At 46.4% G+C, this 16,502-nt stretch carries 19 protein-coding genes; 1 reads left to right on the top strand and 18 read right to left on the bottom strand.

Annotated features, from left to right (window positions below; all coding sequences use genetic code 11):
* Positions 1–216: 216 nt before the first annotated feature.
* From NSQ58_RS13695 to NSQ58_RS13660, 8 genes are all read right to left on the bottom strand, one after another.
* Positions 217–1,191 carry a biotin--[acetyl-CoA-carboxylase] ligase gene (locus tag NSQ58_RS13695; protein ID WP_053325664.1) on the bottom strand — a complete coding sequence of 325 codons (975 nt, stop codon included), beginning with the start codon at positions 1,189–1,191 and terminating at the stop codon, positions 217–219.
* A complete protein-coding gene (locus NSQ58_RS13690) occupies positions 1,184–2,506 on the bottom strand; it encodes a CCA tRNA nucleotidyltransferase (protein ID WP_053325665.1) in 1,323 nt (440 codons plus the stop codon). Before NSQ58_RS13690 ends, NSQ58_RS13695 begins: the two co-directional genes overlap by 8 nt.
* 55 nt (positions 2,507–2,561) lie before the next feature.
* Positions 2,562–3,725 (bottom strand): N-acetyl-alpha-D-glucosaminyl L-malate synthase BshA, encoded by a 1,164-nt coding sequence (bshA, locus tag NSQ58_RS13685; RefSeq protein ID WP_023989143.1) that lies wholly within the window; start codon positions 3,723–3,725, stop codon positions 2,562–2,564.
* Between the two features lie 206 nt (positions 3,726–3,931).
* Complete coding sequence (bshB1, locus tag NSQ58_RS13680; RefSeq protein WP_023989144.1) at positions 3,932–4,624, bottom strand: bacillithiol biosynthesis deacetylase BshB1; 693 nt, start codon at positions 4,622–4,624, stop codon at positions 3,932–3,934.
* Positions 4,621–5,058: a methylglyoxal synthase gene (mgsA, locus tag NSQ58_RS13675; RefSeq protein WP_023989145.1), complete on the bottom strand. Its 438-nt coding sequence runs from the start codon at positions 5,056–5,058 to the stop codon at positions 4,621–4,623. The genes bshB1 and mgsA overlap by 4 nt, the downstream gene beginning before the upstream one ends.
* A gap of 56 nt (positions 5,059–5,114) precedes the next feature.
* On the bottom strand, positions 5,115–5,918 hold the full coding sequence (gene dapB / locus NSQ58_RS13670; RefSeq protein ID WP_076295289.1) for a 4-hydroxy-tetrahydrodipicolinate reductase: 804 nt from the start codon (positions 5,916–5,918) through the stop codon (positions 5,115–5,117).
* A gap of 31 nt (positions 5,919–5,949) precedes the next feature.
* Positions 5,950–6,468, bottom strand: a complete 519-nt coding sequence (locus NSQ58_RS13665; RefSeq protein WP_013310696.1) for a tetratricopeptide repeat protein — start codon at positions 6,466–6,468, stop codon at positions 5,950–5,952.
* 50 nt (positions 6,469–6,518) lie between these two features.
* Positions 6,519–6,848: a nucleotide pyrophosphohydrolase gene (locus NSQ58_RS13660; RefSeq protein WP_023989148.1), complete on the bottom strand. Its 330-nt coding sequence runs from the start codon at positions 6,846–6,848 to the stop codon at positions 6,519–6,521.
* A gap of 214 nt (positions 6,849–7,062) precedes the next feature.
* On the opposite strand from NSQ58_RS13660, the gene NSQ58_RS13655 reads away from it, so the two are divergent.
* Positions 7,063–7,932 carry a YitT family protein gene (locus tag NSQ58_RS13655; protein ID WP_023989149.1) on the top strand — a complete coding sequence of 290 codons (870 nt, stop codon included), beginning with the start codon at positions 7,063–7,065 and terminating at the stop codon, positions 7,930–7,932.
* 77 nt (positions 7,933–8,009) lie between these two features.
* On the opposite strand, the gene NSQ58_RS13650 is transcribed toward NSQ58_RS13655, so the two are convergent.
* The 10 genes from NSQ58_RS13650 to NSQ58_RS13605 all read right to left on the bottom strand — a co-directional run bounded on the left by NSQ58_RS13650 (position 8,010) and on the right by NSQ58_RS13605 (position 16,477).
* Positions 8,010–8,855: a sporulation protein YpjB gene (locus NSQ58_RS13650; protein WP_023989150.1), complete on the bottom strand. Its 846-nt coding sequence runs from the start codon at positions 8,853–8,855 to the stop codon at positions 8,010–8,012.
* 80 nt (positions 8,856–8,935) lie between these two features.
* Positions 8,936–9,832 (bottom strand): GNAT family N-acetyltransferase, encoded by an 897-nt coding sequence (locus tag NSQ58_RS13645; protein WP_341057587.1) that lies wholly within the window; start codon positions 9,830–9,832, stop codon positions 8,936–8,938.
* Positions 9,833–9,834: 2 nt separating this feature from the next.
* Positions 9,835–10,479, bottom strand: coding sequence for a DUF1405 domain-containing protein (locus NSQ58_RS13640; RefSeq protein WP_341057585.1), 645 nt, complete (start codon positions 10,477–10,479; stop codon positions 9,835–9,837).
* 173 nt (positions 10,480–10,652) lie between these two features.
* Positions 10,653–10,832: an IDEAL domain-containing protein gene (locus tag NSQ58_RS13635; RefSeq protein WP_013371655.1), complete on the bottom strand. Its 180-nt coding sequence runs from the start codon at positions 10,830–10,832 to the stop codon at positions 10,653–10,655.
* A gap of 22 nt (positions 10,833–10,854) precedes the next feature.
* Entirely contained in the window at positions 10,855–11,361 is a 507-nt protein-coding gene (locus NSQ58_RS13630) for a gamma carbonic anhydrase family protein (protein ID WP_023989153.1), read from the bottom strand.
* A gap of 52 nt (positions 11,362–11,413) precedes the next feature.
* Positions 11,414–12,523: a hypothetical protein gene (locus NSQ58_RS13625; RefSeq protein WP_023989154.1), complete on the bottom strand. Its 1,110-nt coding sequence runs from the start codon at positions 12,521–12,523 to the stop codon at positions 11,414–11,416.
* A gap of 165 nt (positions 12,524–12,688) precedes the next feature.
* Entirely contained in the window at positions 12,689–13,291 is a 603-nt protein-coding gene (locus tag NSQ58_RS13620; RefSeq protein ID WP_023989155.1) for a histidine phosphatase family protein, read from the bottom strand.
* A 68-nt stretch (positions 13,292–13,359) separates the two neighbouring features.
* Positions 13,360–13,986 carry an anti-sigma factor gene (locus NSQ58_RS13615; RefSeq protein WP_341057584.1) on the bottom strand — a complete coding sequence of 209 codons (627 nt, stop codon included), beginning with the start codon at positions 13,984–13,986 and terminating at the stop codon, positions 13,360–13,362.
* Positions 13,983–14,579 carry an RNA polymerase sigma factor gene (locus NSQ58_RS13610; RefSeq protein ID WP_013310707.1) on the bottom strand — a complete coding sequence of 199 codons (597 nt, stop codon included), beginning with the start codon at positions 14,577–14,579 and terminating at the stop codon, positions 13,983–13,985. Before NSQ58_RS13610 ends, NSQ58_RS13615 begins: the two co-directional genes overlap by 4 nt.
* An 809-nt stretch (positions 14,580–15,388) precedes the next feature.
* Positions 15,389–16,477, bottom strand: coding sequence for a prephenate dehydrogenase (locus NSQ58_RS13605; protein WP_068941606.1), 1,089 nt, complete (start codon positions 16,475–16,477; stop codon positions 15,389–15,391).
* Positions 16,478–16,502 lie beyond the last annotated feature (25 nt).

The following is a 16,502-nucleotide window of genomic DNA, read 5'->3' as shown; positions in this document are numbered from 1 at the left end:
GGTCCTGTTCGGCTCAGAGCAGAATCCAACGTAACCTTCAAATGAAGTTATGATGGTCTTACAAACTTGCTAAAGTAGAGCATGTGCCCCTGGAGTGCAGCTCGGACCGTCCGATGCCGCCTCCTGCACAGTATAACAAAAAACATCAGCTTTTTCACGTGAAGTTTTGCACAGAGAATAGAACGATTTCGGTCGTTTTCATAGCTAAGGTCGCTTCTATAATTGTATATCCCCTGAAATGACCTGAATTCGCTCTCCCTGATCCGTTTCTATCACGAGTGCCCCGGAAGGGTCCAAGCCAACAGCTGTACCTTCTACAGTTATCCCTTGTCCGGTATGTGCCCGTACACTACGGTTCATAGTCACGGACAAAGCCTCCCACAGCATGGCTATAGGCTGGAACCCCTGCTCGGCATACAACTTACTTAGCTGTTCCATCTCTTCCAGCACTGAGGCAATCAGCACAGTACGGTCAATTTCACGCTCTGCTTCTATTTTCAATGACGTTCCCACCTGCGATAACTCTTCCGGGTAATCTTCTTTATTCAAATTTACGTCAATGCCGATCCCTGCAATACAATAGCGAACCCGTTGATCCTCTGTTGCAGATTCCAACAGAATACCGGATACTTTGCGACCATGAATCAGCAGATCGTTTGGCCATTTGATACCAGCCTCCACACCCGTCAGCCGACGAATGGCTCTACACACTGCTACACCTGTAAGTAGCGTTAGCTGGGGGGTAAAAGCCAAAGGCTGGGTAGGGCGCAACACAATGCTCAACCAGACTCCTTTGCCACGAGGTGAATACCACTTCCGCCCCAGACGTCCCCGACCTGCCGTTTGTTCCTCTGCAAGCACTACTGTCCCCTCTGGCGCGCCCTCTTCTGCCAAACGCATGGCATCCTGCTGAGTGGATACCGTCGAATCCAGTACAACGATACGCTGGCCAAACGATTGGGTATTTAATATATCGGCCAATTTGGAGACTTCTAGCCGATCCGGTCGGGATATCAACCGATAGCCCCGACGCGAGGAGGCATCAATATTGTAGCCCAACTCACGCAGTTTGTTGATCTGCTTCCATACTGCTGTTCGGCTAACCGAGAGCCGTCGGCTGATTTCCTCCCCTGATACGTAATCGGATGTACCTTCCTCCAGTATGCCTAACAATCTTTCATGATTATTCACTACTCATCACCCGTTTCGCTTCCTGAAGCAATGTTTCTGTTTCATTCGGAATATCTCCACAGGCAACAGCTTGTAAAAGCTGTTCCATCATCTGACCCAGCCAAGGTCCGCCTGGTCGATTCATCTCCTGAACCAGTTCATTTCCTGTAATATTTAAATCTTTGATACGAACGACTACAGCCTGCTTTGTCCACAAGCTTGCCAGTTCGGCTGTTTTCGCCACATGCTTTTCTACCCATGGCGGTAATCCGCGGAATGAAGCAGGCAGTGTATTGTAAAGATCAAGCCAGTCTGAAGCTGTATCCTTTCCCAGTCTAATTAGCAGTCGAATCCAGCTACGACGCAGTGCCTCATCGTTGATAATGTCAGACTCCTCCGTAACGGAGTCGCCAGCTATGACACTAGTACTGTAGATTAATTCGGTCTCCCATTCCAGCAAATGAACCAGCCGAAGTCGTACCGCGTTGGAGAAGGTCCAAGCTCTTAGTAGCTCGTCAGCTACCTCTGAGGTAAGTCTACAAGACATTAAGAGCAGGCCCCACCGCAGTTCTTCTTGCAGTTGAACGATCCCCTTGAGCGCTTGTGCTTCACATTGCTCCCAGGGAACCGGAACCTTCGTACAGCCGAGCAATCCGCTACGCCCCAGCATCTCCAACCCACGTAAAGGGTCAGGGCCCGCCAGCATCTTTTCCAGCTCGACCCGCACACGTTCCATGGCTATGTAACGAAGTCCCTCTCTGCGCCGAATCATACCTTTCCAGGTGTTGAATGCAACGCGGAACCGAAATACAGAGGCAAAACGGATGCAACGCAGCATCCGCAACCCGTCCTCCTCAAAGCGTTCCTCGGCTCGGCCTACACAACGAACGAGAGCAGCTCGTAAATCGGCTTCTCCCCCAAACGGGTCCACCCGCTCTCCGTGTTCTGCCATCGCAATCGCATTCATAGTAAAATCCCGTCGCATCAGATCCTCACGGATATCCTTCACGAAGGCAACTTCCGTTGGACGGCGGTGATCGGCATAACCGCTTTCCGTACGAAAAGTGGTCACCTCGAACGCATGACCACCCTGCATGACCGTAACCGTCCCATGCTGAATCCCTGTCGGAATGACGTGAGGGAATAGCGCTATGACCTGTTCAGGCTCAGCCGAAGTGGTCAAATCCATATCATGAATAGCTCGTCCTAATAGCTCATCCCGCACACAACCACCGACCCAGTAAGCTTCGTGTCCTGCTGCTGTTAGTGTATGTATGACCTCTCTACCATGAAGAGCCATCTCTTGGTCAGCATATTGCCAAGTATTTGTATTCACAGGGTTTCCCCCTTTGCAAGTATTCAATATAAAAAACGGACGCGAGTCCGCCCCCTTAAACGCTGATCGGTTTAAGATCCGGCACCTCGCGTCCCAACACACGGTAATATATCTCTTCATATTGACGGGTAATCAGCTTATCACAGAAAACTGTACGGGCGCGTGTCAGACACGCTTCACGGAAACGTTCCGCCATCGCTTCATCGGACAACAGCTCTACTGCATAATCAGCCATTGCCTCCGTATTACCGATTTCAGCAAGATACCCTGTAGTTCCATGCACAACGAGTTCAGGTACTCCCCCTGCCTGAGAACCGATAGTCGGCACTCCACAGGCCATTGCTTCCAGCGCAACCAGACCAAAACTTTCTTTTTCCGAGGGAAGCAGCAGTACATCTGCCATAGAAATCACTTCTGCGATCTGATCCTGCTTACCTAAAAAGAAGACCTTATCTTGCAGACCTAAAGTCTCGATTTTGCAACGGATTTTTGGAAGATCCGGTCCTTCCCCCACCAACAGAAGCTTCGCAGGTACTTTACGTTGCACTCTTTCAAATATATCCAACACATCTCCCACCCTTTTGACAGGACGGAAATTGGAAATATGCATCATTATTTTTTCATGCGGTTGGGCAAAATCACTTCTAAGCGCAGCGGCATCTCGTGGATAATATACCCGTTTATCTACAAAATTGTAGGTTAAATCAATAGGCCGTGTAATTTCCAACGCATCTATCGTCTCCCGAATCAAATCCTTGGAAACTGCTGTCACAGCGTCACTTTTGTTAATAGCCAGCCGAATCAGGTCCTTCAACGACTCATCCTGTGCCAACACGGTAATGTCCGTACCATGCAAGGTGGTTACCACCTTCAGATGATCACCCACCATTTCCTTCGCCAAGTAAGCGCATACTGCATGTGGTACCGCATAATGAACATGGAGTACGTCCAAATTCTTCATTTGTGCGACTTGGGCCATTTTGGTCGCCAGTGACAAATCATATGGCGGATATCTAAACACGTAATAATCGTTAACTTCAACCTCATGATAAAAAATATTTTTTTGAAACGCCCCGCCTAATCTGAACGGAATGCTATTGGCAATAAAATGGACCTCGTGCCCTTTTTCTGCCAGCAACTTACCCAACTCAGTAGCCACTACGCCGGAGCCACCCAGCGACGGGTAACAGGTAATTCCAATTTTCAGTTTGTCATTCAAGCTAAGCTGCCTCCTTCCGCCCATCAGTGATAACTTTTCTGCCGATTTATTTTAACATTCTGCAAAATGCTCAAGTATAGAATTCTTATGTCAGGATTTTGCAAAATTCGATTCCAATCGCTCCGAAGTACAAGATATAGACAAACTAAACCATTTCGATCTATATCTTATCATTGGAAGTCGCTTATTGGATTTTTGCAAAATCCTTATGTGAATAGCTTAACCAGGTATGGCGTTTTGGACGCAAAGCCTTCTGCATACGAAATCAGTTTGCGCTGACCCAACAACGAGTCGCGAGCTTTTACGCGTTCTACATATCCCTGATTTAATGGTGTGGATACTGTATCCTTTCCAGGCGTTGCCTGAAATTGCGAAGCATAACTCAACAACGACTGTTCCTTGGCTTCATAATGCTCGGTAATATCCACAATCAAATCCGTTCTGCCAATATCATTAATAAAATAAAAATATAATTGCTCTACCTGTACCGCAGGATTTTCTGGCATAAAACGTCGCAACTTGGCGTTAAATACCGCTTCCTCCACCAACTTGCTGCACATGACATGGTCTGGATGCCGATCCTCCCAATAAGGAGCGAATACAACTTTCGGTGCATGGCGTCGAATTTCTGCTGTAACTGCAGCTACATGTTCAGGAGTCACATTTAATCCACGATCAGGCAGACCCAAATTCGTACGCACAGCAAGCCCGAGCACTTTCGAAGCATGTTCAGCTTCTGACATACGAGTATCCACATCACCATTGGATGACATTTCAGCCCGCGTCAAATCGCACACGCCCACCTTTAAACCAGCGGCTGTATGCTTGGCAATCGTGCCACCCATTCCTATTTCTGCATCGTCGGCATGGGCTCCGAAAATCAGGATGTCCAGCGTCATTTTACATCACCCTGCTGGTCAATGCCCGGTTTATATTTATGTACCAGCTCACGCCAAGCAAAATCGCCACGGTCTAGTGCTTTGACCAGTATTTCAGCAGTTGCAACGTTAGTTGCCAAAGGGATCCCCTGCACGTCACACAAACGTAACAAGGCGCTAATGTCCGGCTCATGCGGTTGTGCCATGAGCGGATCACGCAAGAATATAATCAAGTCCATGTCATTTTGCGCAACCATAGCCCCGATTTGCTGATCTCCTCCAAGCGGCCCGGACATGAAACGGTGAATTTGAAGCTTGGTTTGCTCCATAATGCGCAGACCTGTTGTACCTGTTGAAAATAATTGGTGATCTGTAAAAACATGCTCATAGGCCGTTATGAAATTCACCATTTCATCCTTTTTTCGGTCATGCGCTATAAATGCAATCTTTAACATTCAAAGTTCCTCCTGCCTCATTCTATAATTTCATTCGTCAAATCATTCGCGTATTCTTAATCGATGTAATGCTCAAATCCATATACAAGCCCTGGCTGCTCCATGACCTTCTGAATACCGATTTTAACACCAGGCATATAGCCCGCCCGTTCATAAGAATCCTGACGAATTTTCAGAGATTGTCCAAATCCTCCGAATATAACTTCTTGCTGTGCGAACACACCGGGAAGACGGACACTGTGGACACGGAACCCTTGATAGTAACCCCCCCGTGATCCTTCTAACGTTTCTTCCTCTTCCGGGTTACCCTGTCGTAACTCTTCACGCTGTTCGGCGATCAGCTCTGCGGTCTTAATGGCTGTGCCCGATGGCGCGTCCAATTTTTGGTCACCATGATATTCGATGATTTCCAGATGTGGGAAGTATTTCGCTGCCTGAGCCGCAAACCGCATCATCAAAATGACTCCAATCGAAAAGTTTGGCGCGATCAGACCGCCAATCTGCTGCTCACGACACTGCTTGTCCAGTTCATCAATCTGTTCGGGGGTAAACCCTGTCGTTCCGATAACCGGACGAACTCCATGCTTGATAGCAAGCGCTGTATGTGCGTACGCAAAACGCGGCCCCGTAAAATCGACCATGACATCCGCTCGACTATCCAGTAATGCCTGCTCCACATCCTCCACAATAGCGATACCCGCTTCCGGTAGTCCGACGAGAAGGCCGGCATCACTGCCGGCATGTGTTCTGTTCACTGCGGCCACAAGCTGTAGTTCCTCATCCTGAAGAACCAATTTGATAACTTCACGGCCCATACGCCCTGCTGCTCCTACAACAGCCACTTTTATTGGTTCTGACATATCCCTACAACTCCTTATGCATCCATTTGTGTTAGATCTGTTCATTCATCTGCTGGCATAACTTCTTCATGAGGTTGGCAAGCTGCACATTGTGAGGAAACAGTGCAGCCGCCTCACGAGCAGCCTGCACAGCCAGCTTATACTCATTCAATTCGTCATAAATCAATGCGAGCAGCAAAAAAGCATCCCCACATAACGGATCGAGGGCTATTGCTCGTTCCAGTAGTAAAATCGCATCCTGACGCACCTGTGGCGTAGCTCTGTCGACATCCAGCATTTTTCTGGCCTTCTCCGTATGCTGCCTGGCTTCCTGTGCATGCAGATGGAGAACATATTCATCCTGCTGTGGAGCGAGACGAACCGCATGCTCTGCATATGCAAGAGCCTGCTCCAAACGACCACTGCGAGCATAGGTAACCGAGCACCGGAAATAATGCTCCGCATGATCAGGCTGGGCTGAAATTGCTTTTTCAAACCATTCCACGGCCTGCTCAAAATCGTTCTGCAAAATGCACTGATAAGCTTTCTGAACGTATTCCTCCGCCTTCATGACACTGCACCTCCGGGTAACCGGTTTGGTACAGCATATGTACAAAACGCCTAATCGGTGTCCTTTTTAGTCCAACGATTCGCGTCACGCGTGTTAAATTTTTGCATGACCTTATCATGAGCCTCGGTCAAATTTATACCTAGTGAGTTCGCAAAGCAAACTGTGATGAACAAAATGTCCCCCAGCTCCAGCTCAATGGAATTGTCCGCCTCATCCGTTTTTTTCGGTTTCTCGCCAAAGGAGTGATTAACTTCCCTCGCCAGTTCCCCGACTTCCTCAGACATCCGGGCCAACATCGCCAAAGGGCTAAAATACCCTTCCTTAAATTGAGATATATACTGGTCTACCTCACGTTGAATTTCATCTAATGATTTTTCCATGAAACACGCAATCCCCCCATGTGCAGGTTTATTCATATGTTATCGTAAAGCACATTTTAAAACAAATTTTTTTTAATTGTGTACTTATGATCCCAACTTACAGTCATCAGTCTTTTAAAGCTACCGTAAAAAGGTATACTACATATAAGGAGCTGCGATTTAGCAAAATCAGCATGAAGTCGTTCTTCCTTAAACTGCTACTGCGAGGGATTATATGAAGATATCCAAGTCCATGGAACAGCTTAAAATGATTTTATCCATTGTGCTCGGGACCGCCATTTATGCATTCGGTCTGCTTTATTTTATTATACCCAGTAAACTGATGGAAGGAGGTATTACAGGGATCACCCTGCTGCTTAATTATGCTTTTTCGATTTCACCCTCTCTCTCCACATTACTTCTGAACATTCCTTTATTTTTAATTGGTTGGAAAATGCTTGGGGGCAAGCAAATTCTATATACAGGGGTAGGTATCGGGTCGCTCACTTTTTTTCTGTGGTTATTTGAAAAAATGATTCATTTCGGATGGATGGGAACGTTTCAGACTGAACACGATTTTATACTTTCTTCATTATATGCAGGGGTTACGCTTGGGGCCGGGTTAGGTATTGTGTTCCGCTTTGGCGGCACCACGGGCGGCTCGGATATTATCGCTCGTATTCTAAACCGGAAGTTTGGCTGGAGTATGGGAAGGATTCTGCTGGTCATTGATATTGTCATTATCGGTGCTTCACTACTTTACATACCAAAAGAAAAAATTCTATATACATTAGTCGCCGTGTTCATCGCGTCCAAGATTATTGATTTTATACAAGAAGGGGCCTATTCCGCCAGAGCCTTTATGATTATCAGCGACCACACGATGGACATTGCGGATATTATTATTAGGGACATGGATCGCGGAGTTACTATTATTCCGGCTGTAGGTGCATTTTCCAAGCAGGCCAAGCATGTTGCCTATTGTGTCGTGCCTCGTCAGGAAATACGACGTTTGCACCAAATTGTTAAATCGGTTGATCCACGGGCGTTTATTATCATACAGGATGTGCATGATGTACATGGAGAGGGGTTCAAAGAGGAATAGCCCGGAAATCCGGGCGATGGGCTAACCTATATGGATGGCTCAGCAGCCAACGACGCGAATGTTTGAATTTTGCATCGTTATCCAGAGAGACCAGCTCGATATTTACGATAACCTGCATAGACCAGCGCCAGCAGAACAATCATGCCGATTGCCAATTCTGCCCGGCGCTCACTTTCACGCGGGATAAATGGCGCCAGGGCAGTGGCGTCTTTTTCACGTCCAAACAAGGCATTAAACGTCGGATTCCCCTGATCCAACGCCCCTCTAATCGCTGAGGCATCTGCATTTTGCTGATCCCCCAAACCTTTGACGTAGGAAATCCATGAATCAGCCCGGACAACTTCACTTGTTCTGCCATGAATCAATGCTGCTGTACGGATCGTCTCATAGTGGTCCTCCAGCACTGCGGCTCCAGCTTTGAAACCCTTCATGTTACCTTTAGCAAACTGGCTGTTCAAGCCACTAACATCTTCTTTTAAAATCTTATAATACTGCTGCCATAAAGGCTGACGCGGATGTGCAAGCGCATCGGTCGCAAGTCGTAAATTGGCCGCAGCCTTCACCCACTCATCCGGTGATGCTTGGACGGACTGTGTAGCTTGCTGCACCTCAAGGATGCTGCCGGACAAAGCATGAATGGCCTCTACAGATAACGCTGCCTGCACCTGTCCGGTGCCAAACCATCGACTCACCTCGGCTACATCCGCGCGCGCTTTTTCAATGTTCCCGTCCATGACATCCCGGTACAGTATCGCAGCTGCATGATCTAGTTCCTCAATTTCTTTTGTATTTCCTATGGGTTTTGACTGATCACGCGCTTCTGCCACACCTGGAGGGACGCAGACAGATAGCAGCAGGACCATAGATAAAACAACACTCGAAACAATACGTATCATAATTTGAAACGCCTGACCCCTAAACATGGGACATCCCTCCTCACCTTACTGTATGGCAAGGTTACCGGGACTAGAACTTGCTTTAGGACGAATCGTTTGAAGCCGGGTTATGCCCGGGACAAAATAGGAAACATTCGTTGGTTTTCTTTACATGTGTTTTGATCTTTAGTTTTATAAAATAGCGTCGTATCTTCCTGTTTCAACAGAGAAATATTGCAGCCTTCCTGTTCTCTTGGTGTAAAGCCAAAAACAACCTTCTTCGTTTCTTGTTTCGTTACCGCTGACAGTATGATATCCATAGGAATTTCGCCCGTTCCATAAATATCGTAACAATTCATCGTATCCCCTTCAAAATCTGCAACCACAATCGTATCGTATTGAGGTATATACCAAAATTTATCATTAAAAAACGAGATGGCATAGAATAAGACCAGCCATTCACTACTTTTCGCAGCAAAAAGTGAATACGGATTTAATCTAGCACTTTTATTTTTCAGTAAATTTAAATCCGACTGCTCTTCCATGTTCAATTTCTCAACTTTAATGTCTACGTTGTTTGCGGTTACTTTCCGGTTTAATTGATATTCTTGTACCGAAACAAACCCGAATTTAGGGTAAAAATTCTTCACACTATCATTTGCGAACAAATACATAGCATCACAGTTGCCCTGCCAATCTTCTAATACACGTTCTATTAAAAACCGGCTCAACCCTTGATTTCTATAGTTGGTATCCGTCATTACAGTTCCGATTTGGATATACTTTCTTATTTCACCCGACAAACAAAAATCCATCAGACTTATAGATACATTCGCCACAACAGCCTCCCCATCTAAAAGTACGTAAGGGATATATTTATCATTCCAAAAGCCCAATTGATACCAAGCCTCAAAATCAAAACCAAAGCTTTGTTTGGCTAATTGATTAAAGCTCTTTCTTATTTTAAGATCATCACGGATTCCTTTTTTAAATATATATTCTTTTTGGTTTATAACAATATTCATCTCTATTTCTCCACTTCTACTCCCATTCGATTGCGCCCAAACATGGCAAGCCATGTCGCTATGATACTGACAAGGGTCAGCATATAGGTAAAAGCGCGCACTTGCGGTACATCATCCGTTAGCGTCTTCGGAAGATACGGATATATGCCAAATGTATAATCCATCGTATCATTTAACAATGTCCAGAGTGCAGCTAGGCATAAAGCAGTCCATTTGCAGGTGAAAAAACGCACGAACAGTAACACTTCGACCGCCATTGCCGTGTGAGATGCCACCAGCATCCAATCCTGCCATATCATGTGTCCCCCCTGCGCGACTCCCCAAAAAATAATAGCCGAAGCCCAGATGCCATATTTTACACTCGTGACAACAGCCAACGCCTCCATGATCTGCCGAATGACCTTTAAGCTCTTAAGACGCGGAGGATAGAGCAAAAATGCTATAGAGATCGTAAAAAACAGACTCGCCGTCGGACTATCAGGCACAAATACAATCTGCCACAACGGGTGATAATTTAGTGTATATTCCAACTGTCCCCCATACCATATGTACCCATACACTGTTCCCAGCAAATTACACCAGAACAGCAGCCACAAAAAAGGCCGGCTCGTCAAGAACGACCGGCTCCACAAATAAGATAACGACACGTCCTTCATCCTCCGTTCATACGACAGTTACCTTGTACAGGCTCCATCCTACAAAGACTATATCATATCCAAGCGTATCAAAAAAACCTGACCGCCGCTACAGTCAGGTTTGATGATTATAATCTCGAACTAACGATTTGTCTGAAATCCAACTTAGGGTTCCTAAAATTGTTCTAACTCATTGCTTTCAGCTCATCCGTAAGATGACGAAAAGCTACTTCATCTCCGGAGGCTAGCGCCTCATCAATATCCTTGTAGAGTTTTTCACTCCGGTGTTTACGTAATGCCTCGTCCAAAACCATCTCAGCAGACAGGCCCAACATTACTTCATAAGTAACCTTCATTTTATCCATAGGATGCACCTCCAACATGAGTTTAAGAGATCCTATATTCTTTTCCTTTCGCCACATAGCTGAGTGCCGTTCGTGACATCCGCTGCAAATCTGCATCTGTCAATTCGCGCACCACTTTGGCAGGTGTACCGAGAGAAAGAGTATAGGGTGGTATTTTGGTATTTTCCGTAACGACCGACCCTGCTCCTATTAAAGCATATTCACCAAGCTCCGCTCCGTTGAGTACAATGGCCCCCATACCGATTAAAGTGCCTTTGCCTACCGTACAACCGTGGATTATTGCAGCATGACCTACCGAAATGTCATCCGCCAGCAACAGGGGCTGATCCGTGTTCACATGTCCCACGACACCGTCCTGAATATTGCAGCGTTCACCGATGATGATAGGCGCCATATCTCCGCGCAGTACGGCATTAAACCATACAGAGGAATCTTGACCGATCGTTACTTTTCCGACAATTTTTGCTCCTTCTGCCATATAGACAGATGAATGGAGCTGTGGCATGTTTCCGTTATAGTGAATCAGCATCAACTTCACCCTCTCATTTTGGGTGAAATTCTATCAACATGTGTGCTGCTTGTCAATGGAGCCGTATACCCGAGTCGTTCCGCCCAATGCGGCACTCTCCCGCCAACTTCAGCCCCCAGGCCGTCATCTGTACAGATGGTCCTGTCGAATGATCACCCTGACGAAGCATACCCAAGTGAAGCATCATTCGTATAATCCTCTGATCAAAGACCGAACGGGGCGTATCATAGTAAAACGGTCGAATCAGTGGGCCGATATGTACAAAAAGCGACTCTGAGGACGTCCAAGGCCTGGCACATTCTCCAATCCAGTAGACTAGAGAGAGCAAATTAGGAACGGCTCCTTTATACAATCTTAACCAAAACCTGAATAGCTGTATCATTTCCTGCTCAATTGTATGCTCCTGATGCGCTTCTCCCTTTGCTGTCAGCACAACTTGGTCCCCTTTCTCCTCAATGTACTTGGAGTGACGGGCATAATCATACAGTAGTGCCATTCGGTCTGGATAAAACTTAAAAGAGGAGCCATACCCGAAACGCCATCCTCCCTTACCCAAAAGCGGCTCCGCAATGTGCAAATGCTCCATCAGCTGCTGCTGATTGCGACGATACCAAGCTCCCTCGGGATTTAGCGGAACCTCATGCTGCCCCATGTATTGAAGGAAAAGTCGTAAATCCTCTGCCAGCAGATGCCCTTCATCCCGGTACGACGACGGTTCGCTCACCCGGGTCATTCCGCTTTGGAAGTCATGTACCATAACACGTCGAAAGCGCTCCTTCATATCCAACGGAATTTGGAACAAATACCTCGTATTGTGCGTCGAACCATTGAACAACCAGCCACTAGAACGCAGACGGGTCACAATATCCCTTGGCCGCTCACCAGGACTTTCGTCCTCCTCAACAGACTGTTTGGCTATTGCAACCAATTCCTCCATGCTGAAATACGGTCGGTCATCGAACAGCAGCGCGTTCAAAAACCTTACCTCTGACAACCTCAGCTCCTTGACCTGCGTCTCAAAAAAACTACTGCTGCCGAGCTTCGTCAAAATCCCCTGGATCAACTCATGCTTGGAATTAGGTTTACAGTCACAATCGTAATACACCGCGATTCTGTTCAAATGCACAATATCCGCAAATGTCAGCATATCCGCCAGATTCATTGTTCCATCGCCTCGTCACTGGACTGTCATCCGGAATTGATTCTTACCTGTTGTACCCACAGCTTTGACGGATTGTTCAGACTCTAAACCTCTTTTTTGCAAAGGTATAATTAAAAAACAAAAAAGACCACGACTTCTACGATAAGTAGAAGCCTTGGTCTTTTACTAACTTTTTGAGTTACAGTCACTTTTCTCTTGCAAATGCTTCGTGCAATTATACAAAAGTGGTGCCCAATCCATATCCTCACGCTGGAGTACGCTAAGTGACAAATTGCCGATTCGTTCCGTGAATTTTTCCTGATACAGAGCCTTATACAAATTAGCCAAAAAACCGCCGTGGGAAACGACCAGCAGATTCTTGTCCCGATTTCCCGTCCAAATGGCCTCCATAAAAGCTAGCCCACGAAGCTGAAGATCCGCATCGCTTTCCTGCCCTAGATCCAGCAGATGCCAGTCGACTCCCCACTTCTCTTCACGCTCGGCCTGTGTCATGCCCTCGACCTGACCATAAGCACGTTCTCTTAGTCGATCATCAGGCTCTAACAACGGGAGATGCAGAGCAGAAGCAATAATCTCCCCAGTCTCTTTCGCTCTGGAGAGACTACTTGTAATAAGCCCGTCCCAATGATAAGGCTCTTCCTTTAATCGTTCTGCTAGCAGGCGTGCCTGTCTGCGCCCTTCCTCATTCAACGGAATATCACTGTGGCCCTGGATTTTCCCTACCGCGTTCCAATCCGTCAATCCATGTCTGATCAAGCCAATAAGCATCGTGTCGTTTCCTCCGCTGTTTTGTTATTCAGTCATTGTTATGAATTCATATTGGACCAGCTGTCCTGCTAATTTCTGACCCTTCTCGCCCGATGGATCCAGCCCAGAGAAAATAAAGCAAGCGCAAGTGCCAATACAGACAACAGCATCCAGTATTGCGGATAAGTAGGAACAATGCTAGCAACCAGCGGGTCCATAATGCCACTATTCACATCTTTAATGTGGTATTGATATTGTCGAGATGTACTTGTAGTTTCCAACAGGCCTGTCGGTAAAATACCAGTGTCCATGACAGGAGCTGCTTGAGGGGGATTTTCCTGAGAGGAGCTTCCATTCCAGTTCAAAAACAAAAAGCTGCATAAAAATACGGCCAAGAAGCCGGCGATCCATACAGACATATACTTACGGGCTGCTGGGTTCACACGCGCACGTCGATGCTCGCCCGGAACAAGCCACGGTGATTCTTCATAAATTCGATCCATGACCCTGCGATTCATTGCCTCTAGCTTATCATCTGTTATTTCAAAGGAAATATCACGAATGGCGGATCGATTTTCTTTTGACAAATCCAACTCTTTTTCTTCCGAACCATGCTCCCACCCAGCAGACGAGCTTTTGGCCCGTCTGCGCTCCGAGTCTTGTTTCGATACATTTTTGCCTGTAGCGAACAAATCCTCAGTGTCCCTGGATTTCATTGGCTGCTCATCCCTTCGTTTTCCTCATAGAGAGGCTCAAAAAAATAAGGCTCCAACTGCGTCTTCACACTGGTTCTTGCCCGGAAAAGCAATGACTTCACCGCACTGACCGTCTGTCCTAAAATAGTCGCAATCTCCTGATAATCTAATTGCTCATATTCACGTAAAATCAGCGCAGATCGCTGCTTCTCAGGCAATCTATTGATCGCTTCACGAACCATCTCTACCTTCTCGCCGCGAAGGACAGCCTGCTCCGGAATTACATCCGATGGAGCTACCGGTACATAACCGCTCTCCTCCAATGGAACCTGACCGCTACGGTGCTTGCGAAGCTCACTTAGCACCGTATTGCGTGCAATTGTATATAACCAAGTGGAGAACGATGCGTCTACCTCGCGAAAAGAGTGCAGGCTCCGATACGCTTTATAAAACGTTTCTGAGCATAAGTCCTCAGCAATCATTTCCAGGTTCGAACTTTTCAGCATATGATAAACAAAAGCTAAAATTTTACGTTGGTGCCGCCTCATTAATTCTGAATAAACCTCAACATTACCTTGTTTGATTTCCTGAATCATCTGGGAATCTGTCATCATCCGAGTGAGACCCTCCTCGCCCATACATGTGCTGTTTTCCCGTTCGATTCTGTCTATATATACCGAACAGGTCAAAAAAAGTTGCGCACTCTGCGCAAATGGATGAAACAGCATCATGGAACATTTGTTATTTTCTTACCCTATGTAGTGCCAACATTAACGGTGCTATCCCCAACAATATTCAACATCCAAAATGGACTTACCCATTGTACCACAAAATGACCGCCAGTAAAAAAGTCCAAAATCCCCACGATTTCCATCAATGCCTCCCTAACGCTGGCAACTAATTCATTTATACAGCTTTTCAATGGATTTTAAATTTTTTCAAGATTAAATGACTAACCGATTGAAAGTGTTCTTTTCAAATGCACCAATAAGGATAAATACACAAAAAGAAAACGCTTTAAAAAAATATTGACAAAATGAAAACGTATACATATAATGAAAGTACAGTATGGTTTCTCTCCACTCCTATCCTACTCAGCTACTTCACTAAAAGTAGCTACCACCCGGGGCTTTACCCGGGTGGTCTTTTTTTTATTCAAAAAAAGGAGCTTTAAAAAAAGCGGACGAAGAAACCTTCGTCCGCTCTAGATCTTTTCTACTACTTCACTCCCAGAAAGTGTGTGTTGCTTTATAGGCGGTCAGTAGCGCAGAGGTTCATTTGAATCTGGAGAAGCGGAGCGTTCGCCTTTGCCGCCGGATTTTCCCATTAAAGAATCTGATCGAAAAAAATCCGGCGGCAACAGCGATCGTAAGATCAAATGAATCGCGAAGCGGCCTCCTTAACGAACATCTCACTTTCCTTCCTATACCACCACTTTATAGCCCATCGAATCCAGCAGAGTCTTAGCACGCTCCCAATCCTGCTCTTGACGGAAGGAAAGCCGCATGATGCCTGGGACATCCTCCCGGCTTTCAATGATTTGCATATTGCTCAGATTAATGCTGTGATTACCGAGTTCCATAGCAATTCGCCCGATAATCCCTGGGGTATCCGGTACATCAATATACAGATCAAACGTGGAGACGATGACTCCTTTGCGACGCTCTGGCAGTTCACTGCGGAAGTGCCCAGCTGTCAAAAACTCGTCAGCTATTCCCTCACCGTCTTGTATTCTCAGTAAATGGGTAAAACGCTCAATCTGTCCGTTCCATTCTTCCAACAGACCTAGTAAAACTTCACGATTGCTCAGTAAAATGTCCCGCCACACAACCGGATCACTAGAGGCTATCCGTGTAATATCACGGAACCCACCGGCAGCCAATGTACGGTACAACGGATTTTCATCATTGTGCTTTCGCACCTGATTCACCAGCGCCGCTGCAATAATGTGCGGAAGATGGCTAATCGCGCCGACAATGTCATCGTGCATATCAGGTTGGACACGCACAACATGAGCACTAGTATATTTTAACAAACGTTCCAGTGAACTGTATGCTTCCTCTGGCACACCCTCTGCCGGGGAAAGCACATAATATGCGTTTTCAAACAGCAACGCGGAAGCAGCCTTTACACCGGAACGCTCTGAACCGGCCATTGGATGACCACCGATAAAGTAAGCGTTGCGCAAAGAAATTTCTGATGCTTTCTTGGCAATTGCCGATTTCGTGCTGCCTACATCAGTGATAATACAACCCGCTTTAAGCGGTAACTTGCTTAACAGTTCGAGATAATGCTCCAGTAAGCCCACAGGTACGCATAAAAAAATAAAATCGGCATCCGCTGCCGCTTCTTCAACCGAGAGAGTCGCGGTGTCCACGACACCACGGCTTAACATCGGTTCCATCAGTTCAGGGAGATGAGCATGGCCGACAACAGTAATATTCGGCTTCCCTTTAAAACAAAGTGCGAGGGACCCACCAATCAGTCCCACGCCGAAAATGGCAATCTTCATCAATTATCAAATCCCATCTGCGGAA

Origin of the sequence: Paenibacillus sp. FSL M7-0134, from assembly GCF_038007865.1 — a bacterium.
Taxonomy (GTDB): domain Bacteria; phylum Bacillota; class Bacilli; order Paenibacillales; family Paenibacillaceae; genus Paenibacillus; species Paenibacillus polymyxa_B.
Note: the sequence above shows the minus strand (reverse complement) of the source record. Positions and strands in the feature narration are given on the sequence as shown.

Coding starts and splice junctions, on each gene's coding strand:
- bshB1 (WP_023989144.1), bottom strand. CDS start 4,624: ATGACGCTGGACATCCTGATTTTCGGAGCCCATGCCGACGATGCAGAA.
- mgsA (WP_023989145.1), bottom strand. CDS start 5,058: ATGTTAAAGATTGCATTTATAGCGCATGACCGAAAAAAGGATGAAATG.
- dapB (WP_076295289.1), bottom strand. CDS start 5,918: ATGTCAGAACCAATAAAAGTGGCTGTTGTAGGAGCAGCAGGGCGTATG.
- NSQ58_RS13665 (WP_013310696.1), bottom strand. CDS start 6,468: ATGAAGGCGGAGGAATACGTTCAGAAAGCTTATCAGTGCATTTTGCAG.
- NSQ58_RS13660 (WP_023989148.1), bottom strand. CDS start 6,848: ATGGAAAAATCATTAGATGAAATTCAACGTGAGGTAGACCAGTATATA.
- NSQ58_RS13655 (WP_023989149.1), top strand. CDS start 7,063: ATGAAGATATCCAAGTCCATGGAACAGCTTAAAATGATTTTATCCATT.
- NSQ58_RS13650 (WP_023989150.1), bottom strand. CDS start 8,855: ATGTTTAGGGGTCAGGCGTTTCAAATTATGATACGTATTGTTTCGAGT.
- NSQ58_RS13645 (WP_341057587.1), bottom strand. CDS start 9,832: ATGAATATTGTTATAAACCAAAAAGAATATATATTTAAAAAAGGAATC.
- NSQ58_RS13635 (WP_013371655.1), bottom strand. CDS start 10,832: ATGGATAAAATGAAGGTTACTTATGAAGTAATGTTGGGCCTGTCTGCT.
- NSQ58_RS13630 (WP_023989153.1), bottom strand. CDS start 11,361: ATGCTGATTCACTATAACGGAAACATGCCACAGCTCCATTCATCTGTC.
- NSQ58_RS13625 (WP_023989154.1), bottom strand. CDS start 12,523: ATGAATCTGGCGGATATGCTGACATTTGCGGATATTGTGCATTTGAAC.
- NSQ58_RS13620 (WP_023989155.1), bottom strand. CDS start 13,291: ATGCTTATTGGCTTGATCAGACATGGATTGACGGATTGGAACGCGGTA.
- NSQ58_RS13615 (WP_341057584.1), bottom strand. CDS start 13,986: ATGAAATCCAGGGACACTGAGGATTTGTTCGCTACAGGCAAAAATGTA.
- NSQ58_RS13610 (WP_013310707.1), bottom strand. CDS start 14,579: ATGATGACAGATTCCCAGATGATTCAGGAAATCAAACAAGGTAATGTT.
- NSQ58_RS13605 (WP_068941606.1), bottom strand. CDS start 16,477: ATGAAGATTGCCATTTTCGGCGTGGGACTGATTGGTGGGTCCCTCGCA.